Below are 18,621 nucleotides of genomic sequence, written 5' to 3'. Positions count from 1 at the left end.
CAGATCGAGTCCTCGGCTTCGCAGCATAGTGGCCCGGATCACGCCTCGGAGGGCGGTGTCCCGGGTCCGTCCTCGGGATCGCCGGTGAGCAGGTAGCGGGCGCCGGGGCCGGAGCGGCCCGCGCGGTCGCCGGCGTTGTACAGCGCGCAGCGCGACAGGGAGAGGCATCCGCAGCCGATGCACCCGGTCAACTTCTGTTTCATCAGTTCGAGTTGGGCGATCTGGTGGTCGATCCGCTGCTGCCAGGCGGCGGCCGCCCGGGCCCACTCGGCGGCGTTCGGCGCCCGGTCCTCCGGGAGCCGGTCGAGGGCGGTGCGCGCCTCCTCGAGGGAGAGCCCGACCTGCTGCGCGGCCCGGACGAAGGCGATCCGCCGCAGGGTGGCCCGCGGGTAGCGGCGCTGGTTGCCCGCGGTGCGCTCGGCGCGGATCAGCCCGAGTGACTCGTAGTAGCGCAGCGCCGAGGCGGCCAGGCCGCTGCGCGTGGAGAGCTGGCCGATGGTCAGGAGGTCGTGCCGGCTGGGTGCCATGGTCGGAGGATAGCGCTTGACCTCAAGCGGGCTTGAACTTGCAGGCTGATGGCATGACCACCGCAGAGATCGCCTCCGCCGGCCCGGGCTTCCACGACCTGCCCCGGCTGATGGCCCTGATGACCGGCGACGAGAAGCACGGACCCGCCGCCACCTCCACCCTGGACGCCCTGTGGGTGCTGTACGACCGCGTGCTGCGGGTCACCCCCGCCACCGCGCAGGACCAGGACCGGGACCGGTTCCTGCTCTCCAAGGGCCACGGCCCGATGGCCTACTACGCGGTGCTCGCCGCCAAGGGCTTCCTCGACCCCGAGGTGCTGACGAGCTTCGGCGGGTACGACTCCCCGCTCGGCCACCACCCGGACCGGCTGCTGGTGCCGGGCGCGGAGATCGGCTCCGGATCGCTCGGCCACGGCCTGCCGCTGGCCGTCGGCACCGCGCTCGGCCTGCGCGCCCAGGGCCTGGCCGACCCGGCCGTGTGGGTGCTGATCGGCGACGCCGAGTTCGACGAGGGCAGCAACCACGAGGCGGTGGCCTTCGCCGGCGCGGCCGGCCTGGACCGGCTGCACGTGGTCGCCATCGACAACTCCTCCGCCACGCACGGCTGGCGCGGCGGGATCGCCGCCCGGTTCGCCGCCGAGGGCTGGTCCACCGCGACCGTGGACGGCCGCGACCACGGGGCCCTGCACCGCGCCTTCACCGCCCCGCACCCCGGCCGTCCGCACGCCGTGGTCGCCCGCGTCGAGCCCAAGTACTCCTGACCGGCCTCGTCCCCGCCCCGCCGAATCCCCGCCCCGCCGAGTCCCCGCCCTGCCGAACCCGCGATCCCGGAAGGATCCCCACCCCGATGGACACCATGCGCGAGCGCTTCGCCGCCGTCACCACCGACCTGCTCGACCACGACCCCCGGCTCAGCGTCGTCCTCGCCGACATCGGCGCGGACGGCTTCCGCACCGCCGCCGACCGCCACCCCGACCGGGTGGTCAACGTCGGCATCCGCGAGCAGCTGCTGATCGGCGCGGCCGGCGGCCTGGCCCTCACCGGGATGCGCCCGATCGCCCACACCTTCGCCAGCTTCCTCATCGAACGCCCCTGGGAGCAGATCAAGTTGGACCTGGTCCACCAGGGCGTCGGCGCGGTCCTGGTGAGCGCCGCCGGCTCGTACGACTGGCCGGCCGGCGGCCGCACCCACATGTCCCCGGGGGACGTCGCCCTGCTGGACACCCTGCCCGGCTGGACGGTCCACGTGCCCGGCCACCCGGACGAGGCCGAGACCCTGCTGCGGCACGCCGCCGCCGACGGCGACAGCCTGGTCTACCTGCGGCTGTCCGCCCACGCCAACGGGGCCGCCCGGCCCGTCGTCCCCGGCCGGTTCCTCACCGTCCGGCGCGGGCGGCGCGGCGTGGTGCTCGCCGTCGGCCCGATGCTGGACGCCGTGCTGGAGGCCACCGAGGGCCTGGACGTCACCGTGCTGTACGCCGCCACCGTCCGCCCCTTCGACGCCGCCGCGCTGCGGGCCGCGGCCGTCGACCGGGCCGACGTGGTCCTGGTCGAGCCCTACCTGGCCGGCACCTCCGAGGCCGAGGCCCACCGGGCCCTGGCCGACCGGCCGCACCGGGTCCTCGCCCTCGGCGTCCCGCGCGAGGAGCACCGCCACTACGGCACCATCCCCGAGCACCTGGCCGCCTACGGCCTGGACGCCGCCGCGCTGCGCACCGGGATCGCCGGGTTCCTGGGGTGAGCCGGGCCGGCCGCGCCCGCCCCGGTCAGCCGGTGCGCACCACCGCGGTGGACTCCGGCGCCAGGAACACCGAGCCGTCCCCGGACGGCCAGCAGTCCCCGAACAGCGCCGCCGTCCCCGCGTACGGCCGGTCCAGCGGCACCGCCCGCGGCTCCCCGCGCCCCAGGTGCACGATCACCCGGTACGGCCCGCGGTGCACCACCAGCCACTCCTGCCGCTCGTCGTACGCCACCCGCACCGCCCGCAGATCGGGGTCGGTCAGCTCCGGGCGGTCCCGCCGCAGCCGGATCAACCGCCGGTACCAGTCCAGCAGTTCGGCGTGTGGCAGCCGGGCGGGCTCCGCCCAGTCCAGGGTGGAGGCGGCCACCGTGGAGGCCGCCTGCGGGTCCGGGACGTCCTGCGGCCGCCAGCCGTGCTCGGCGAACTCCCGCCGCCGCCCCCGCCGGACGGCCTCCGCCAGCTCGGGGTCGGTGTGGTCGGTGAAGTACTGCCAGGGCGTGCCGGCCCCCCACTCCTCGCCCATGAACAGCATCGGGGTGAACGGCGAGGTCAGCACCAGCGCCGCCCCCGCCGCCAGCCGGCCCGGCGACAGCGCCGCCGACAGCCGGTCCCCGGTCGCCCGGTTGCCCACCTGGTCGTGGGTCTGCAGGTAGCCCAGCAGCCGCTGCCCGCACCCCGACCGGAAGGGCCGCCCGTGCCGCCGCCCCCGGAACGAGGACCAGCCGCCGTCGTGGAAGAACCCCCCGGTCAGCGTCCGCTCCACCGCCGCGTACGGCGCCGCCGCGAAGTCCGCGTAGTAGCCCTGCGACTCCCCGGTCAGCAGGGCGTGCAGCGCGTGGTGGAAGTCGTCGCTCCACTGCGCGGCCAGCCCCAGCCCGCCTGCCTCCCGCGGCGCGGTGGTCCGCGGGTCGTTGAGGTCGGACTCCGCGATCAGGAACAGCGGCCGGTTCACCGCCGCCGCCAGCCGGTCCACCTCGACGGCCAGCTCCTCCAGGAACGGCAGCGCCCGGTGGTCCACCAGGGCGTGCACCGCGTCCAGCCGCAGCCCGTCGATCCGGTAGTCCCGCAGCCAGGCCAGCGCGCTGCCGATCAGGTACGCCCGCACCTCGTCCGACCCCGGCGCGTCCAGGTTCACCGCACTGCCCCAGGGCGTGTGGTGCCGGTCGGTGAAGTACGGCCCGAACGCCGGCAGGTAGTTCCCGGACGGGCCCAGGTGGTTGTGCACCACGTCCAGCACCACGCCCAGCCCCCGCCGGTGCGCCGCGTCCACGAACCGCTTCAGCCCCTCGGGCCCGCCGTACGGCTCGTGCACCGCCCACAGCGACACCCCGTCGTACCCCCAGCCGTACCGGCCCGGGAACGGGCAGACCGGCATCAGCTCCACGAAGTCCACCCCGAGGTCCACCAGGTGGTCCAGCCGCTCGACAGCGGCGTCGAACGTCCCGCCCGGGGTGAAGGTCCCCACGTGCAGCTCGTACAGCACCGCCCCGGCCAGCGACCGGCCCCGCCACGCCGTCCCGGACCAGCGGAACGCCGCGTGGTCCACCCGGCGGCTCGGCCCGTCCGGCCCGGAGGGCTGCCGCGGCGAGCGCGGGTCCGGCAGCGCCGGGCCGCCGTCCAGCCGGAACCCGTAGTCGCCGTCCGGCGCCTCGCCCTCCCACCAGCCCGGCCGGTCCGCCAGCCGGCCCATCGGGTGGGGGACGCCCGCCACCTCCACCTCCACGAGCACGGCGTCCGGGGCCCAAACCTGGTAGGTCGTCACAGCGCACTCCTCGGGGAGGACGGGCAGGGAACGGTCCGCCCGCGCCGGCGGCGGACGGACCGGGGTGGACCGGAGGATCAGGACCGGGTGAGCAGCGCCACCGGGTGGTGCTCCAGCAGCCAGCTCAGCTGCACCGGACCCGCCTCGTAGTGGCGGTTGGTGAGCTCGTCCGTCCAGCGGCCGGCCGGCAGCTCCAGCACGGTCTCCCGCCAGCCGCCGGCCCGGTGCAGCCCGTACGGCAGCCGGGTCACCGCCGCGATCACCTCCGGGCCGCGCTCGAAGGCCACCAGGTGGTCGGCGGACGGGCCGTGCGCGACCACCGGCCGGTACGCGCCCAGCGGGCGGGTCCGGCGCAGGTGCAGTGCCGTGGTGGTCAGGTGCAGCTTCTCCCGGGCCAGGTCGCCGGGCCGGTCGGCGGGGGAGTCGGTGAGCCGCACCGCGAGCCGGCCCAGGTCCACCGGCGCCCGGTTGTCCGGGTCCACCAGCGTGTACAGCGGCTCCTCGCTGCCCTGGTACACGTCCGGCACCCCCGGCACCGTCAGGTGCAGCAGCGCCGCCGCCAGGCTGTTGCTCCGCGCGAACGGCGCCAGCAGCCGCACGAACCCCTCGATCCGCGGACACAGCCCCGGATTGCCCAGCGCGTCCCGCGCGTACGTGAGCAACCGCCGCTCGAACCCCTCGTCCGGGACCGTCCAGGAGGTCCGCCGCTTCGCCTCCCGCACCGACTTCAGCAGCACCCCGGTCAACCGCTCCACCGGGATCGGCCAGGCCGCGATCAGGGTCTCCCACAGCAGCCAGGCCGTCGGACGGTCCGGACAGGGCCCGGCCGCCGTGGTCCACGCCGCGCACTCGGCCGCCCACATCTCCGGCAGCTCCGCCAGCACCGCCAGCCGGGCCCGGGCGTCCGCGCTGCGCTTGGTGTCATGGGTGGACAGCGCCGTCATCGACAGCGGCCACTGCTCCTCCAGGTACCCGCACCAGCGGTGGAACTCCGCCGGGGTGACGCCCGGGTGCGTCGGCTGACCGCCCACCTCGTTCAGGCTCAACAGGGCGTTCCACCGGTAGAACGCGGTGTCCTCCACCCCCTTCGCGGCCACCGCCGAGGCGGTCTGCCCGAACCGGGCGCAGAACTCGTCCTTCGCCGCACTCCGCCCCAGCCGGCCCAGCGCCAGATCGCGCAGCAGCCGCGCCGTCGGGTCCTGCACCGGGCCGCCCAGCTGCGCCACCGCCGCGTCCGGCGCCGGCTCGCCCGGCACCACGTACGGCCGGTACACCGGGTAGCCGGCCAGCAGCTCGCCCAGCTCCTGCCGGACGGCCAGCGCCGGGTGGTCCGCCAGCGCCGGATCGGCTGCGCAGATCCGCTGCACCAGCCGCACCAGCCGGTCCACCTCGGCGGCCAGCTCGCCGTCCGGCGCGACCAGCTCCGCCCGGCCGGCCCGGGCCGCCTCAGCCGGCGAGGTCCGGTCGGCCACGTCCCGCTGGTAGGCGGTGAACAGCCGCTCGGCCCCCGCGTGGTCGGTGAGCACCCCGTCGATCCGGCGCAGCGCGTCGTACCCGGTCGTCCCCGCGCACGGCCAGTCGGCGGGCAGCCGCTCCTCGCCGGTGAGGATCTTCTCGACCACCGTGTACGCCCCGCCGGTGGCCTCGGCGAGCCGGCGCAGGTAGCCGCGCGGATCGGCCAGCCCGTCCGGGTGGTCGATCCGGAACCCGTCCAGCACGCCCTCGCCGTGCAGCCGCATCAGCACGGCGTGGGTGGCCTCGAAGACCTCCGGCACCTCCATCCGCACCGCGATCAGCTCGTTCACCGTGAAGAACCGGCGGTAGTTCACCTCCCCGTCCGCCACCCGCCACCACGCCAGCCGGTACCACTGGCGCTCCAGCAGCTCCGGCAGCGGCAGGTCCCCGGTGCCCGGCCGCAGCGGGAAGGCGTGCTCGTGGTAGCGCAGCACCTCGCCGTCCACCACCAGCTGGTCCATCACCGCGCCCAGCCGGTCGCCCAGCAGCGGCAGCAGCAGCCGTCCGCGGGCCGGCGCGTCCACCGGGCCGGGCTGGGCCGTCCAGTCGACGTCGAACCAGCGGGCGTACTCCGAGTCCGGGCCGTCCCGCAGCACGTGCCACAGCGGCCGGTTCAGCCGCTCGGGCACCGGCAGCGCCATGTGGTTGGGCACCACGTCGGCGATCAGGCGCAGGCCGTGCCGGTGCGCCTCGGCGGCGAGCGCGCGCAGGGCGTCCTCGCCGCCGAGCTGCTCGCTGATCCGGCCGTGGTCGACCGTGTCGTAGCCGTGGGTGGAGCCGGGGACGGCCTCCAGCAGCGGGGAGAGGTGCAGGTGCGAGACGCCGAGGGCGGCGAGGTAGGGCACGGCGTGCTCGGCGTCGCGCAGCGTGAAGCCGGGCTGCAGCTGGAGACGGTACGTGGCCGTCGGAGGGCGTGCGGCGTCGGTCATGCCGTGATCCCTACCCGGGCTGCCGCCCGGCTATGGCGGCCTTCGTACGAATGGGGGGACCCGGACGAGGGGCTCGGTGACGGGCGCGTTCCACGGGAGGGCCTCAGGCCGGGCGCTGGAGGACGAGGAGGGAGCGGTCGGTGAGCCAGAAGGTGTCGCCGGCCTTGACGCGGGTGCCGGTGCCCGGGGCGGGGAGGGTGGGCAGGGTGGTGTCCACGACCACCACCCAGGCGTCGCCGTGGTCCGCCGGGACGGTGAACTCCAGCGGCTCGGAGTGGGCGTTGAACATCAGCAGGAAGGAGTCGTCGACGATCTTCCCGCCCCGCCGGTCCGGCTCGGAGATCGCGTTGCCGTTGAGGAACACGGTCAGCGACCGCGCGTAGCTGGTGGACCAGTCCCGCTTGGTCATCTCCTCGCCGGAGGGGGTGAACCAGGCGATGTCGGTGAGGTCGTCGTGGGTGCCGGAGACGGGCCGGCCGTGGAAGAAGCGGCGCCGCCGGAACACCGGGTGGTCGCGGCGGAGCCAGATCATGCCCTGGGTGAACTCCAGCAGCTCGGCCCGCGGCCCGCCGCCCTGCGGCCACCGCACCCAGGTCAGCTCGCCGTCCTGGCAGTAGGCGTTGTTGTTGCCCCGCTGGGTGCGGCCCAGCTCGTCGCCGTGCGAGAGCATCGGCACGCCCTGGGAGAGCATCAGCGTGGCGATGAAGTTCCTTTGCTGGCGGGCCCGCAGCTCCAGGACGGCCGGGTCGTCGGTCTCGCCCTCCACGCCGCAGTTCCACGAGCGGTTGAAGGACTCGCCGTCGCGGTTGTCCTCCTGGTTGGCCTCGTTGTGCTTCTCGTTGTACGAGACCAGGTCGGCCAGGGTGAACCCGTCGTGGCAGGTGACGAAGTTGATCGAGGCGATCGGGCGGCGGCCGTCGTCCTGGTACAGGTCCGAGGAGCCGGTGAGCCGGGAGCCGAACTCGGCGAGCGTGGCGTGCTCGCCGCGCCACAGGTCGCGGACGGTGTCCCGGTACATGCCGTTCCACTCGGTCCACAGCGGCGGGAAGTTGCCGACCTGGTAGCCGCCCTCGCCGAGGTCCCAGGGCTCGGCGATCAGCTTGGCCTGGGAGACCACCGGGTCCTGCTGGACCAGGTCGAAGAACGAGGACAGCCGGTCGACCTCGTGGAACTGCCGGGCCAGGGTGGCGGCGAGGTCGAAGCGGAAGCCGTCCACGTGCATCTCGGTGACCCAGTACCGCAGCGAATCCATGATCATCTGGAGCACGTGCGGGCTGCGCATCAGCAGGCTGTTGCCGGTGCCGGTGGTGTCCTCGTAGAAGCGCTGGTCCTTGGCGAGGCGGTAGTAGGAGACGTTGTCCAGGCCGCGGAAGGAGAGCGTCGGCCCGAGGTGGTTGCCCTCCGCGGTGTGGTTGTAGACCACGTCGAGGATCACCTCGATCCCCGCCGCGTGCAGGGACTTCACCATCGACTTGAACTCCTGCACCTGCTGCCCGCGGTCGCCGGTGGAGGAGTACGAGGAGTGCGGGGCGAAGTAGCCGACGGTGTTGTAGCCCCAGTAGTTGGACAGCCCGAGGTCGCGCAGCCGGTGGTCCCGGACGAACTGGTGCACCGGCATCAGCTCGATGGCGGTGATCCCCAGCTTGGCCAGATGCTCGATCACCGCCGGGTGCGCCAGGCCCGCGTACGTGCCGCGGATCTCCTCCGGGATGCCCGGGTGCAGCTGGGTGAGGCCCTTGACGTGCGCCTCGTACAGCACCGTGCGGTGGTAGTCGGTGCGCGGCGGGCGGTCGGTGCCCCAGTCGAAGTACGGGTTGATCACCACCGAGTGCATGGTGTGCGGGGCGGAGTCCAGGTCGTTGCGGCGCTCCGGGGCGCCGAAGTGGTAGCCGTACACCGACTCGTCCCAGTCGACGGTGCCGCTCATCGCCTTGGCGTACGGGTCGAGCAGCAGCTTGGCGCTGTTGTGCCGCTGGCCCAGGCCCGGGTTGTACGGGCCGTACACGCGGAAGCCGTAGCGCTGGCCGGGCTGGACGCCGGGCAGGTAGGCGTGCCGGACGAAGGCGTCGGTCTCGCGCAGCTCGACGGCGGTCTCGGAGCCGTCCTCGTCGATCAGGCAGAGCTCGATCCGGTCGGCGGACTCGGAGAACACGGCGAAGTTGGTGCCCGCTCCGTCGTAGGTGGCGCCGAGCGGGTACGGCTGCCCTGGCCAGACCTGCATGTGTCCTCGACCTCCGTGTGGTGAACGGGAACCGGCGCTGCCCCCGGGCCTTCCCTCGGGAGCGCCGGAGCGTCTGCGGCCCGTCCGCGCCGTGACGCACGGCACCTGTGGCATCCTCCCCGGCGTTCGGCTCCGGGCCGCGCCCATTTGCCACTTGTTCGCCCGAACGGGTGTCCGTGGCGTGAAACCCCCGTGTCGGTGAAGCCCCGGTGGCGGGATGCGGCCCGGGGCTCCCGTCAACGGGCTGCGGCCCACGCGTCCCGAGCAGTACCCTTGATCGTCCGGAGAGCTCGCCGGACCCCATGCGGACACAGGCTCTGCCGCCCGCCATGGTTGAGACCGTGTCAGTGGACGGCCCGTCACCCCGAGCGGCGGACCGAGAGGTGAGGTAGCGCATGGGGTTCCCCGCCGGCGGCCGGGGCGGCGGCCTGGACGGGACCGATCCGGGTTCCGGCCGCAGTGAGGCGCCGACCCTGGTCATGCGCTCCTCCGGCACCGGGCGCGGCCCCCTGCCCGCCCAGGGCCAGGTGCTCGACGGGCCCCCGCTCGCCTGGGAGGCCGCCGAGTGGGACACCGCCTACCGGCGGGTCCGGCTGGCCGGCCGCGCCTACGTCTGGCTGAACCTCGTCGAACAGCGGATGCGCGCCCTGCTGGACGAGGTGCTGCGCCCGGTCTACGCGCCCGCCCACGGCGAGGACTGGGTCACCGCCGCCGCCGGCCCGGCCGGCGAGGAGTGGGTGCTGCGGGCCGGCGCCGTCCGCGAGGTCAGCCGCCGCAAGGGCTACCTGCTGGACCCGGCCGACGACGACCCGCTGGTCTTCCTCACCCTGCCCCAGCTGCGCGAGCTGATGGTGCAGCACTGGCCCTGCTTCGAGCCGTACCTGGTGGACCGGCGCGAGGTGGAGATGGCGCTGGACGAGCTGGAGGTCGCCCGGCACGTGGTCTCCCGCAACCGCAGCCTCTCGCAGACCGTGCTCGACCAGACCGAGCGGGCCGCCGCCCGGCTGCTCGCCCTGCTCGACGGCGGCCACGGCGGGGTGCCCGCCGACGTGGTCGAGGCCCTGGTCGCCGGCCGGTACGCGGACGTGGTCGCGGTCCACGCCGACCGGGTCCGGCTCCAGCGCGACCTGCCGGTGGAGGACCTGCTCGACGGCGCCCGCCGGCTCGACGCGGTCGGCATCGGCCTCGGTATGCTCTGCCAGAACTACACCGGCAAGCGGCTGGTCCGGCTGGCCACCGACGGCTGCCGGGTCCGGCTGCTCTTCCTCAACCCGGCCAGCAGCGCGGTGAAGCGGCGCGAGCGGGAACTCGGCCTCGGCCGCGGCGAACTGGGCCGCTCGGTCGAGATGAACATCATGCACGTCCGCCGGGTGAGGGCCCGGCTGCGCGACCCAGGCGGCTTCGAGATCCGGGTGTTCGACGAGATGCCGCGGTTCACCGCGTACCTGGTCGAGGGCCCCAAGGTGACCGGCCCCGGCGGGCGCCGGCGCTCCTTCGACCTCGGCGTGATCCAGCCCTACCTGCGGCGGGCCCGCGGCATCGAGTCGCCCGCGCTGGTGCTGCGCGGCGGCGCCGGCCAGGAGCCCGGCGGCACCGAGCCCGGGCTGCTGGAGGTCTACCGCGAGGAGTTCGAGGGCGTCTGGGCGGACTCCCGCGCCGTCTCCTGACGCCGCCGGCCCGCGCCCCGGGCCGGCGGCCGGCTGTCAGTGGCAGGCGCGATGATGGTCCGTGCCACTGGGACACCGAGGGAAGGACGTGCCAGATGACGTGGTGGAAGGGGCCACTGGTCGGATTCGACCTGGAGACCACCGGCACCGATCCGGCCGAGTCCAGGATCGTCACCGCCGCGCTGGTCGACACCGTCGGCGGGCGCATCGAGTCCGTCGCCGACTGGCTGCTCGACCCGGGCGTGGCGATACCCGCCGACGCCACCGCCATCCACGGCATCAGCGACGACCACGCGCGCCGCCGGGGCCGCCCGGCCGCCGAGGCGGTGGAGGAGATAGCCCGGGCGCTCTGCGACCGGCTCGCCCTCGGCCGCCCGGTGGTCGCCTTCAACGCCCCGTTCGACCTCTCCCTGCTGGAGGCCGAACTCCGCCGCCACGGCCGCCCCGGCCTCGCCGAGCGGCTCGGCGGCCGGGTCGGCCCGGTGCTGGACGCGCTGGTGATCGACCGCGCGGTGGACAAGTACCGCAAGGGCTCCCGCACCCTGCAGAAGGTGTGCGAGGTGTACGGGGTCGAGCTCACCGACGCCCACCAGGCCGGCAGCGACGCCCTCGCCGCCGTCCGGGTCGCGGTCGCCCTGGCCGAGCGCTACGGCGCCGGGGTCGGCGAGCTGACCCCGGGCCAGCTGCACGAGCGCCAGATCGACTGGCACCGGCAGTGGGCCGAGGGTCTGCAGGCCTGGCTGCGCCGCGGCAAGGACGCCGAGGCGGTGGTCGACCCGCGCTGGCCGCTGCGGTAGGGCGGCCGGGGGCGGGACGGGAGGGGAGGGTCAGGACGCCGGGAAGTCGAAGGTGTAGCCCTGGGCGACCAGCCACGGGAGCAGCTGCTTCAGCGCCTCGACGGTCTGGGTGCGGTCGCCGCCGCCGTCGTGGAAGAGGACCACGCCGCCCGGCTTGAGGTCCTGCTGGACGGTGGAGACGATCGCCTGGGTGCCCGGCTTCGACCAGTCGCGCGGGTCGACCGTCCAGGTCAGGGACTTCATGCCCTGCTCCTTGGCGATCCGGACGTTCTCGGCGGTGAAGTCGCCGCCCGGCGCGCGCCACCAGGTCACCTTGGCCCCGGCGCCGCCCGCCTTGCGGATGGAGTCCTTGGCCGCGCCGATCTCGGTCACCTGCTGGTCGTGCGACTGCCGGTGCATCGGCTGCGGGTGGTCCGCGGTGTGGTCGCACAGCTGGTGACCCTCCGCCAGGATCCGCTGCACCGCCGCCGGATCGCGGTCGACCTCCTTGCCGACCTGGCAGAAGGTGGCCTTGGCGCCGTACTGGGCGAGCAGGTCCAGGACCGGGCCGGTGGCCGGGCCCGGGCCGTCGTCGAAGGTCAGCGCGACGGTCCGGCCGCCGGAGGCGGTGTGGCCGATCAGCGACCCGGGGGCCGGGCGCTGCGGGGCCGGCCGGCTGCCCGGGCTCGCGGAGGCGTCCGGGCTCGGCGTGGCGGGGGACGGCGTCGCCGAGGACGGCGCCGGGACGGTCGGCCGGTCGGCCGAGCGCGCCGCGTTCGACTCCGAGGCGTCGGCCGGGGACGGCGTCAGGGCCGAGGAGGCGCCGACGGAGCCGGTGGGGTCGGAGGGCGTCGAGGGGGACGCGGGCGAGGAGGGCACCGAGCGCTGCTGCTGGGAGCCCGGGCCGGCCGCACCGGCCACCGCGGAGCCGCTCGGGCTCTGCGCCGGCGCGTGGGCGGCGGTGTTGCTCGTCTTCTCGTGGTCGGTGCTGCCGAGGGCCACCGCCAGGGCGGGGACGGCGAGCAGGGCTGCGCCGGCGCTGAGCGCACGGCGGTGTCGGGAGAAAGTGGAACGAATCACCATGGGACTACTCCTGGCGTCGTACCGGCGCCGTGGGGCGGTGCGTCGCGGGATGTGACGCAGGGCACGATCGGGGTGGTTCCGCGGGAGGAAGCGGGCACTTCTACGGACGCCGCTCAGCGGAATGGTCAGAACGCGAACCATCGTACGGGGGCCCCGCCGTCACGCAGCGAGGCCACCCGGCGACGGAACTCGCCCAGAGCGGCCGGATTTCCGGGCACCTGCTGCGCCACCCACGCGGCGCTCGCCGTCTCCCGCGCACCGCGCAGCACCGCGACGTGCGGCCACTCCCGGACGTCCCAGCCGTACGCCCGGGTGAAGGCCGCGTACTCCTGGGCCGGTACGCCGTACCGGTCCTGAGCCAGCGCCAGCACCACCAGGTCGTGCTCGCGCAGGTCCACGGAAACGTTCTCCAGGTCGAGCAGCACCGGGCCGTCCGCGGTCACCCGGACGTTGCGCGGCAGGGCGTCGCCGTGCAGCACGCCCGGCGGCAGATGCGGCTCCACGGCGGCCGCCGCCGTGACGAAGCTCTCCTTCCGGCGGCGCAGGAACGCGGCGTCGGCCGGGTCGATCGCGTCGCCGGCGGCGGCGAGCCAGCGGTCGACCGGCGCGAGCAGGTCGCGCGGCGGGAGGGGGAGGTCAGGGGCGGGGAGGCGGTGCAGGGCGCCGAGCAGCGGGGCCAGGTCGACCGGGCGGGCCGGGCGGACCGGCGCGGGGAGGCGGTGCCAGAAGGTCACCGGATGTCCCAGCGCCGTCACCGCCTCCGGCAGGTACGGGCGGACCGTCGGCACCCCGTGTGAGCTCAGCCACGTGGCGACCGCGGGCTCCCGGGACACCGCCGGTGTCCGTCCCACCTTCGCCACCACGGCGGGGTCGCCGAGGTCGAACACCGCGTTCTCGCCCATCCCCAGCACCCGCGGGTCGCCGGCCGGCAGCCCCGCCGTCGTGCACGCGGCCCGCAGCACCGCCCGCGCCCGTGTCTCGTCGAACACCACCGGATCGCTCCCGTCCAGGTCGGCCACTGGGAGGAGTGCACCACGCCGGCTGCCGGAAGGAGTGCACCGGGGTGCGCGGGGCGTCCCTCCCAGGCGGCCAGCACGACGAACAGCAGCCAGCCGAAGACGGCCGTCTTCCGGTGTCGGGCGCTCCACGTGCCCATGGCGGAGGCGAGTCCTTGTCTCACGGTGTCGTTTCCCTCGGGAGAGCGGCGGCCCGCGGCCGCCGGGGGTCGGGCCGCCGGCGCGGTCGGGCGGATCGATCGACGCGACGGAAACCGGAACTGACGGGACATCGGGTCGGCGGGTGGATCCGACCCCGGCTCTCCCCGCCCCGGGGGTGGGGTTGTCCTCAGGGTCGGGGCGCCGGATCTCCTCCCCTGGGGTCGGTCGCGGATCCACCCTGCGGGGGAGGCGTCTCCCCCCGGAGCAGGAGGTGGGAGGGGGCGGGGACCCGTCACGATGGTGCGGGGGAGTCGTCCGGGCTGCCCCTAGGGGTGGGCGCCTGCGAAATCCCGGTTGCCGGGAGGCGGGTAAGGGTTCGTAGGATGGCGCCCGCACATACTTACCTGCCGACCGGCTAAGGAACGCGTCCGCGCACCTGTCCGGTCCTGCCGTTGCCCAGTACCCGTCCCCGGGGCGGCGGTGAACCATGCCCAGGAGGCATTTCGAGCATGTTCCACCGAATCGGACAATTCGTCGTCAGGCGGGCCTGGTGGGTGATCGCCGCCTGGCTGGTCGGCATGATCGCCATCGCCGTCTCCGCGCCGACGGTCACCGCGCAGACCGACGAGGCGTCGTTCCTGCCCAAGCACTACGAGTCGATCCAGGCCGCCGCCGTCCAGGAGAAGGCGTTTCCGGCCAGCTTCACGCCCTCGGCGCTCGCGCTGTTCGAGCGCTCCGACGGTGGCGCGCTGACCGAGGCCGACAAGGCCGCGGTGGCCAAGATCGTCCAGGGCCTGACCGACAAGAAGATCGACGCCGTCGAGCGGATCGTCCCGGTCAGCGAGCAGACCACGTCGAAGGACGGGAAGTACGCGCTCGCGCCGATCGCCATCGACAAGATCAAGCAGCAGGACCCCAAGCAGTTCGGCGACGTCGCCAAGGACCTGCGCGACGAGGGCAAGGCGCTCGCCCAGGGGACCGACGTCAAGTTCCAGCTCGGCGGTGCCGCCGCCCAGTCGCTGGACCAGCAGGAGGCCTCCGGCGCGGCCGACGCCGTCATCGCGCTGAGCACCGTCGTGCTGGTCGCGATCATCGTCGGGATCATCTTCCGCAGCGTCCTGGCCGGCATCCTGCCGCTGCTCGTCTCGCTGTTCTTCGCCATGCCGACGGCCAACGGCCTGATCGCGTACGCCACCAAGGCGTTCGACCTGGAGAGCACCCCGGTGCTGTCCGCGATCCTGATCGTCGTCGTGCTCGGCGTCGGCACCGACTACTTCCTGTTCCTGGCCTTCCGCTACCGCGAGCGGCTGCGGGCCGGTGACGACCGCAAGGAGGCCGTCGTCAACGCGGTCGGCCGGGTCGGCGAGGCCATCGCCTCCGCGGCCGGCGCGGTCACCGTCGCCTTCGCGGTGCTGGTCCTCTCCAGCCTCGGCATGTTCAAGGCCCTCGGCCCGGCGCTGGCCATCGCGGTCGTCATCACCGCCTTCGCCTCGCTCACCCTGGCCCCGGCGCTGCTCGCGGTCATCCCGGCCCGCGGCGTCTTCTGGCCCGGCAAGAAGTGGATGCAGGAGCCGGGCAACGCCCGCTTCACCGCGCTCGGCCGGATGGTCCAGAAGCGCCCCGCCATGGTCGCCCTGGCCTCCGGCGGCGTGCTGCTGGCGCTGTCGGCCGGCACCCTCAACTACAACGGCATCTTCGACCTGGCGGGCAGCTCCATGCCCAAGGAGAAGGAGTCGATGGTCGTCCAGGACAAGCTGGCCCACGGCTTCTCCGCCGGCGCGGCCGACCCGAGCCACGTCTACCTGACCGGCAACGGCGGCGCCAAGCTCGACCCGGCCACCTTCAAGGGGTACGTCGCCGTGCTGGGGGCGGTCCCCGGAGTGGCCCAGGCCGCGCCCGAGCCGCAGCTCAGCGAGGACGGCACCACGGCCGACTTCACCGTCATGCTGAAGGACAAGCCGGACAGCAACGAGGCGATCGACGCCGTGACCGAGCTCCGCAAGGTCGCCCACAGCCAGGCCCCGGCCGGCACCGAGGCGAAGGTCGGCGGTCTGAGCGCGATCTACAAGGACATCAACCTGGCGATGACCCAGGACTACAAGACGGTCTTCCCGATCGCGGGTCTGCTGATCCTGCTGATCCTGGGCCTGCAGCTGCGCAGCGTGGTCGCCCCGTGGTACCTGATGGCCTCGGTAGGCCTCGGCTTCACCGCCACTCTCGGCGCCGCGACCCTGCTCTTCCAGAACCTCAAGGGCGAGCCGGGCATGATGTTCATGCTGCCGATCCTCATCTACCTCTTCGTGGTGGCGATCGGCACCGACTACAACATCCTGATCATCGCCCGCCTGCGGGAGGAGGCCCGGGAGGGCCGCAGCCCGCGCGAGGCGGCGCGCGAGGCGCTGCGCCACGGCGGCCCGACCGTCGCGGCGGCCGGCTTCATCCTGGCGGCGTCCTTCGCGACGTTCATGCTGGCCGGCAACGTGTTCATGCTGGAGTTCGGCTTCGCGATGGCGTTCGGCATCTTCCTGGCCGCCTTCGTGATGGCGCTGTTCTTCACCCCGGCGCTCACCGCGCTGCTGGGCCGGGCAGCCTGGTGGCCGGGCCACGGCGACATCGGCGGGCACGGCCCGGTCGAGCCGGTCGCCGCGCGCACGCCGGAGCCGGCCGGACTCCACTGAGTCCGGTCCGGGCGGCCGCGTCCGGTCCGGGCGGAGGTCGAGCCCGGTAGGGCGGGGGCCGAGCCCGGCACGGGTCGGCGGGGGCACGTGGGCCGAGAGGTCCGCGTGCCCCCGCTCCGTACCCGGCAAACACGGTGTGACCAGGAAGACTTTTCCTCTGCTGCCGGGTCCGCCGTGCTACAGTCGGAGCAGTTGCAGTATTGGTTCCCATGAACGTGTGTGTGCGCCTGCTGGTTCCAACCAACAGGCGCATTTGTTTTGTCCGGTGTTTTGTCTCCGGATGGGGATCGCGGCTACTTGGGGCCCACGAGGTGTGGGCTCTGACGCCCCAGTGAGTTTGGAGACGGTTATGGCTACCGGCACCGTGAAGTGGTTCAACAGCGAAAAGGGCTACGGCTTCATCGAGCAGGACGGTGGCGGCGCTGACGTGTTCGCCCACTACTCGAACATCCAGTCCACCGGCTTCCGTGAGCTCGTCGAGGGCCAGAAGGTCGAGTTCGACGTCACCCAGGGCCAGAAGGGCCCGCAGGCGGAGAACATCCGCGCCATCTGAGTCCAGCCCCAGAGGCGACTCGCAGCGTAACGGCGAGGGCCCGCACCGCAGGGTGCGGGCCCTCGTCCATGCCGCCGAACGGCCGGGGCGGCGACCGGTGATCCACCACTCCTGACGGCCGACCCTCCCCGTGCCCACCGGGCCGGGGACGCCCGTATCCGGGCCCCACCGCCACGGCGAGAACCCGTGGCCTCGGCCGACCAGGAATGGAAGCAGCATGACCGACGCCTCCCGCCCGCAGCGCGACCGCGCCTCCCGCCCCGCCCGCGAGGGCGCGCCGTCCCGCGACCGCGCCGCCCGCTCCCGGACGGGCTCCTCCCGTCCGCGCACCGCGCCCCGGACCGGCCCCGCCGCCGCGCGCTCCGGCCAGGCGGCCCGCCGCCCGGCGCCGCGGCCCGCCGAGGACTTCACCGTCGTCCAGGGCACCCCGGCCCGCCCGCCGGCGGAGAGCTTCGCCGAGCTGGAGATGCCCAAGGCGCTGCTCGGCGCGCTGGCCGGCCAGGGCGTCACCGAGCCCTTCCCGATCCAGGCCGCCACCCTGCCCGACTCGCTGGCCGGACGCGACGTGCTCGGCCGCGGCCGGACCGGCTCCGGCAAGACCCTGGCGTTCGGCCTGCCGCTGCTGGCCCGGACCGCCGGCCGCCGGGCGAGCACCCGCCGCCCGCTGGCGCTGGTCCTGGTGCCCACCCGCGAGCTGGCCCAGCAGGTGACCGAGGCGCTCTCCCCGTACGCGATCGCGCTGAACCTGCGGATCACCACCGTGGTCGGCGGCATGTCGATCACCCGGCAGTCCAACCAGGTGCGACGCGGGACCGAGGTCCTGGTCGCCACCCCGGGCCGGCTCGACGACCTGATCGGCCGCGGCGACGTCCACCTGGACGAGGTCGCGATCACCGTCCTCGACGAGGCCGACCAGATGGCCGACATGGGCTTCCTGCCGCAGGTCACCAAGCTGCTGGAGCAGGTCGAGGAGGGCGGGCAGCGGATGCTGTTCTCCGCCACCCTGGACCGCAACGTCGACCGCCTGGTCACCCGCTTCCTGGACGACCCGGTGACCCACTCCGTCGACCCCTCGGCGGGCGCGGTCACCACCATGGACCACCACCTGATCCAGCTCGACCCGGCCGACAAGGCCGAGGCGACCGCGCGGATCGCCGCCCGCGAGGGCCGGGTGATCATGTTCGTCCACACCAAGCACGGCGCCGACCGGCTGGCCAAGCAGTTGCGCGCCAACGGCGTGGTGGCCGCCGCCCTGCACGGCGGCAAGTCCCAGCCGCAGCGCAACCGGGTGCTCGACCAGTTCCGCGACGGCCAGGTCACCGCGCTGATCGCCACCAACGTCGCCGCCCGCGGCATCCACATCGACGGCCTCGACCTGGTCGTCAACGTCGATCCGCCGATCGACCACAAGGACTACCTGCACCGCGGCGGCCGGACCGCCCGGGCCGGCGAGTCCGGCACCGTGGTCACCCTGGTGCTGCCCGAGCAGCGCCGCGAGGTCAACCGGCTGATGTCGGTCGCCGGGATCCGCCCGACGATCACCAAGGCCCGCCCGGACGACGCCGACCTCAAGCGGATCACCGGCGCCCGGACGCCCACCGGCGTGCCGGTGGCGCTGCCGGTGCCGGGTGAGGCCGGCGCGGTGGCTGCGGCGGCCGTCTCGCAGGGCGCGGCGGTGCCCGGGCAGCGGACCGGGGGGCGTGCGTCCGGCGGCGCTTCCGGTGGTGCGTCCGGTCGGGACGGCGACGCGGGGCAGGCCCGGCGCCGGCCGCGGTCGAAGCAGTCCGGGCTGCCCAAGGACGTGGACGCCAACGGCAACCCGCGCCGGCCGCGCCCCAAGCAGCGGATGGGCGGCGCCGCGGGCGGCGACGGCCGTACGGCGGCGGGGTTCATCGGGCGTTCCTCGGGCCGCTCCAAGCCGGGCTCCGGCTCGCGCAGCGGCTCCAACTACGGCACCGGGCGCCAGCGCCGCTCGGCCGACTGACCTGCGGGTCGGGCTGACGCGCGAGTCG

13 protein-coding genes are annotated in these 18,621 nt (G+C 74.3%); 7 read left to right on the top strand and 6 right to left on the bottom strand.

The genetic code is table 11. From position 1 onward, the window contains the following. Positions 1 to 38: 38 nt before the first annotated feature. Complete coding sequence (soxR, locus tag ABWK59_RS09300; RefSeq protein WP_354639508.1) at positions 39 to 527, bottom strand: redox-sensitive transcriptional activator SoxR; 489 nt, start codon at positions 525 to 527, stop codon at positions 39 to 41. 53 nt (positions 528 to 580) lie between these two features. On the opposite strand from soxR, the gene ABWK59_RS09295 reads away from it, so the two are divergent. Together ABWK59_RS09295 and ABWK59_RS09290 are read left to right on the top strand one after the other, a co-directional pair. Then, positions 581 to 1,288 carry a transketolase gene (locus ABWK59_RS09295; RefSeq protein ID WP_354639506.1) on the top strand — a complete coding sequence of 236 codons (708 nt, stop codon included), beginning with the start codon at positions 581 to 583 and terminating at the stop codon, positions 1,286 to 1,288. 86 nt (positions 1,289 to 1,374) lie between these two features. Continuing rightward, positions 1,375 to 2,268: a transketolase family protein gene (locus ABWK59_RS09290; protein ID WP_354639504.1), complete on the top strand. Its 894-nt coding sequence runs from the start codon at positions 1,375 to 1,377 to the stop codon at positions 2,266 to 2,268. 25 nt (positions 2,269 to 2,293) lie between these two features. On the opposite strand, the gene treZ is transcribed toward ABWK59_RS09290, so the two are convergent. The 3 genes from treZ to glgX form a co-directional block, all read right to left on the bottom strand. Continuing rightward, on the bottom strand, positions 2,294 to 4,030 hold the full coding sequence (gene treZ / locus ABWK59_RS09285) for a malto-oligosyltrehalose trehalohydrolase (protein WP_354639503.1): 1,737 nt from the start codon (positions 4,028 to 4,030) through the stop codon (positions 2,294 to 2,296). Between the two features lie 77 nt (positions 4,031 to 4,107). Beyond that, on the bottom strand, positions 4,108 to 6,474 hold the full coding sequence (treY, locus tag ABWK59_RS09280) for a malto-oligosyltrehalose synthase (RefSeq protein ID WP_354639502.1): 2,367 nt from the start codon (positions 6,472 to 6,474) through the stop codon (positions 4,108 to 4,110). A gap of 103 nt (positions 6,475 to 6,577) precedes the next feature. Further along, positions 6,578 to 8,695, bottom strand: coding sequence for a glycogen debranching protein GlgX (gene glgX, locus ABWK59_RS09275; RefSeq protein WP_354639500.1), 2,118 nt, complete (start codon positions 8,693 to 8,695; stop codon positions 6,578 to 6,580). Between the two features lie 395 nt (positions 8,696 to 9,090). On the opposite strand from glgX, the gene ABWK59_RS09270 reads away from it, so the two are divergent. Beyond that, positions 9,091 to 10,362 (top strand): SAV2148 family HEPN domain-containing protein, encoded by a 1,272-nt coding sequence (locus ABWK59_RS09270; RefSeq protein ID WP_354639498.1) that lies wholly within the window; start codon positions 9,091 to 9,093, stop codon positions 10,360 to 10,362. A 95-nt stretch (positions 10,363 to 10,457) separates the two neighbouring features. Further along, positions 10,458 to 11,159 carry an exonuclease domain-containing protein gene (locus ABWK59_RS09265; RefSeq protein ID WP_354639496.1) on the top strand — a complete coding sequence of 234 codons (702 nt, stop codon included), beginning with the start codon at positions 10,458 to 10,460 and terminating at the stop codon, positions 11,157 to 11,159. A gap of 30 nt (positions 11,160 to 11,189) precedes the next feature. On the opposite strand, the gene ABWK59_RS09260 is transcribed toward ABWK59_RS09265, so the two are convergent. After that, the gene (locus ABWK59_RS09260; RefSeq protein WP_354639495.1) at positions 11,190 to 12,221 is read right to left on the bottom strand and encodes a polysaccharide deacetylase family protein; all 1,032 of its coding nucleotides are present in this window, start codon (positions 12,219 to 12,221) and stop codon (positions 11,190 to 11,192) included. Positions 12,222 to 12,346: 125 nt separating this feature from the next. Continuing rightward, positions 12,347 to 13,231, bottom strand: coding sequence for a phosphotransferase enzyme family protein (locus ABWK59_RS09255; protein WP_420492914.1), 885 nt, complete (start codon positions 13,229 to 13,231; stop codon positions 12,347 to 12,349). Positions 13,232 to 13,887: 656 nt separating this feature from the next. On the opposite strand from ABWK59_RS09255, the gene ABWK59_RS09250 reads away from it, so the two are divergent. The 3 genes from ABWK59_RS09250 to ABWK59_RS09240 all read left to right on the top strand — a co-directional run bounded on the left by ABWK59_RS09250 (position 13,888) and on the right by ABWK59_RS09240 (position 18,593). Continuing rightward, positions 13,888 to 16,056 carry an MMPL family transporter gene (locus ABWK59_RS09250; RefSeq protein WP_354639493.1) on the top strand — a complete coding sequence of 723 codons (2,169 nt, stop codon included), beginning with the start codon at positions 13,888 to 13,890 and terminating at the stop codon, positions 16,054 to 16,056. 349 nt (positions 16,057 to 16,405) lie between these two features. After that, the gene (locus tag ABWK59_RS09245) at positions 16,406 to 16,609 is read left to right on the top strand and encodes a cold-shock protein (protein ID WP_030460121.1); all 204 of its coding nucleotides are present in this window, start codon (positions 16,406 to 16,408) and stop codon (positions 16,607 to 16,609) included. A 217-nt stretch (positions 16,610 to 16,826) separates the two neighbouring features. Continuing rightward, positions 16,827 to 18,593 (top strand): DEAD/DEAH box helicase, encoded by a 1,767-nt coding sequence (locus ABWK59_RS09240; RefSeq protein ID WP_354639491.1) that lies wholly within the window; start codon positions 16,827 to 16,829, stop codon positions 18,591 to 18,593. Positions 18,594 to 18,621: the final 28 nt, after the last annotated feature.

The organism is Kitasatospora sp. HUAS MG31, from assembly GCF_040571325.1.
Taxonomy (GTDB): Bacteria; Actinomycetota; Actinomycetes; order Streptomycetales; family Streptomycetaceae; genus Kitasatospora; species Kitasatospora camelliae.
This window is presented reverse-complemented; position numbering and strand designations above follow the sequence as displayed.

Coding starts and splice junctions, on each gene's coding strand:
- ABWK59_RS09295 (WP_354639506.1), top strand. CDS start 581: ATGACCACCGCAGAGATCGCCTCCGCCGGCCCGGGCTTCCACGACCTG.
- soxR (WP_354639508.1), bottom strand. CDS start 527: ATGGCACCCAGCCGGCACGACCTCCTGACCATCGGCCAGCTCTCCACG.
- ABWK59_RS09250 (WP_354639493.1), top strand. CDS start 13,888: ATGTTCCACCGAATCGGACAATTCGTCGTCAGGCGGGCCTGGTGGGTG.
- ABWK59_RS09290 (WP_354639504.1), top strand. CDS start 1,375: ATGGACACCATGCGCGAGCGCTTCGCCGCCGTCACCACCGACCTGCTC.
- ABWK59_RS09245 (WP_030460121.1), top strand. CDS start 16,406: ATGGCTACCGGCACCGTGAAGTGGTTCAACAGCGAAAAGGGCTACGGC.
- glgX (WP_354639500.1), bottom strand. CDS start 8,695: ATGCAGGTCTGGCCAGGGCAGCCGTACCCGCTCGGCGCCACCTACGAC.
- treY (WP_354639502.1), bottom strand. CDS start 6,474: ATGACCGACGCCGCACGCCCTCCGACGGCCACGTACCGTCTCCAGCTG.
- ABWK59_RS09240 (WP_354639491.1), top strand. CDS start 16,827: ATGACCGACGCCTCCCGCCCGCAGCGCGACCGCGCCTCCCGCCCCGCC.
- ABWK59_RS09260 (WP_354639495.1), bottom strand. CDS start 12,221: ATGGTGATTCGTTCCACTTTCTCCCGACACCGCCGTGCGCTCAGCGCC.
- ABWK59_RS09265 (WP_354639496.1), top strand. CDS start 10,458: ATGACGTGGTGGAAGGGGCCACTGGTCGGATTCGACCTGGAGACCACC.
- ABWK59_RS09270 (WP_354639498.1), top strand. CDS start 9,091: ATGGGGTTCCCCGCCGGCGGCCGGGGCGGCGGCCTGGACGGGACCGAT.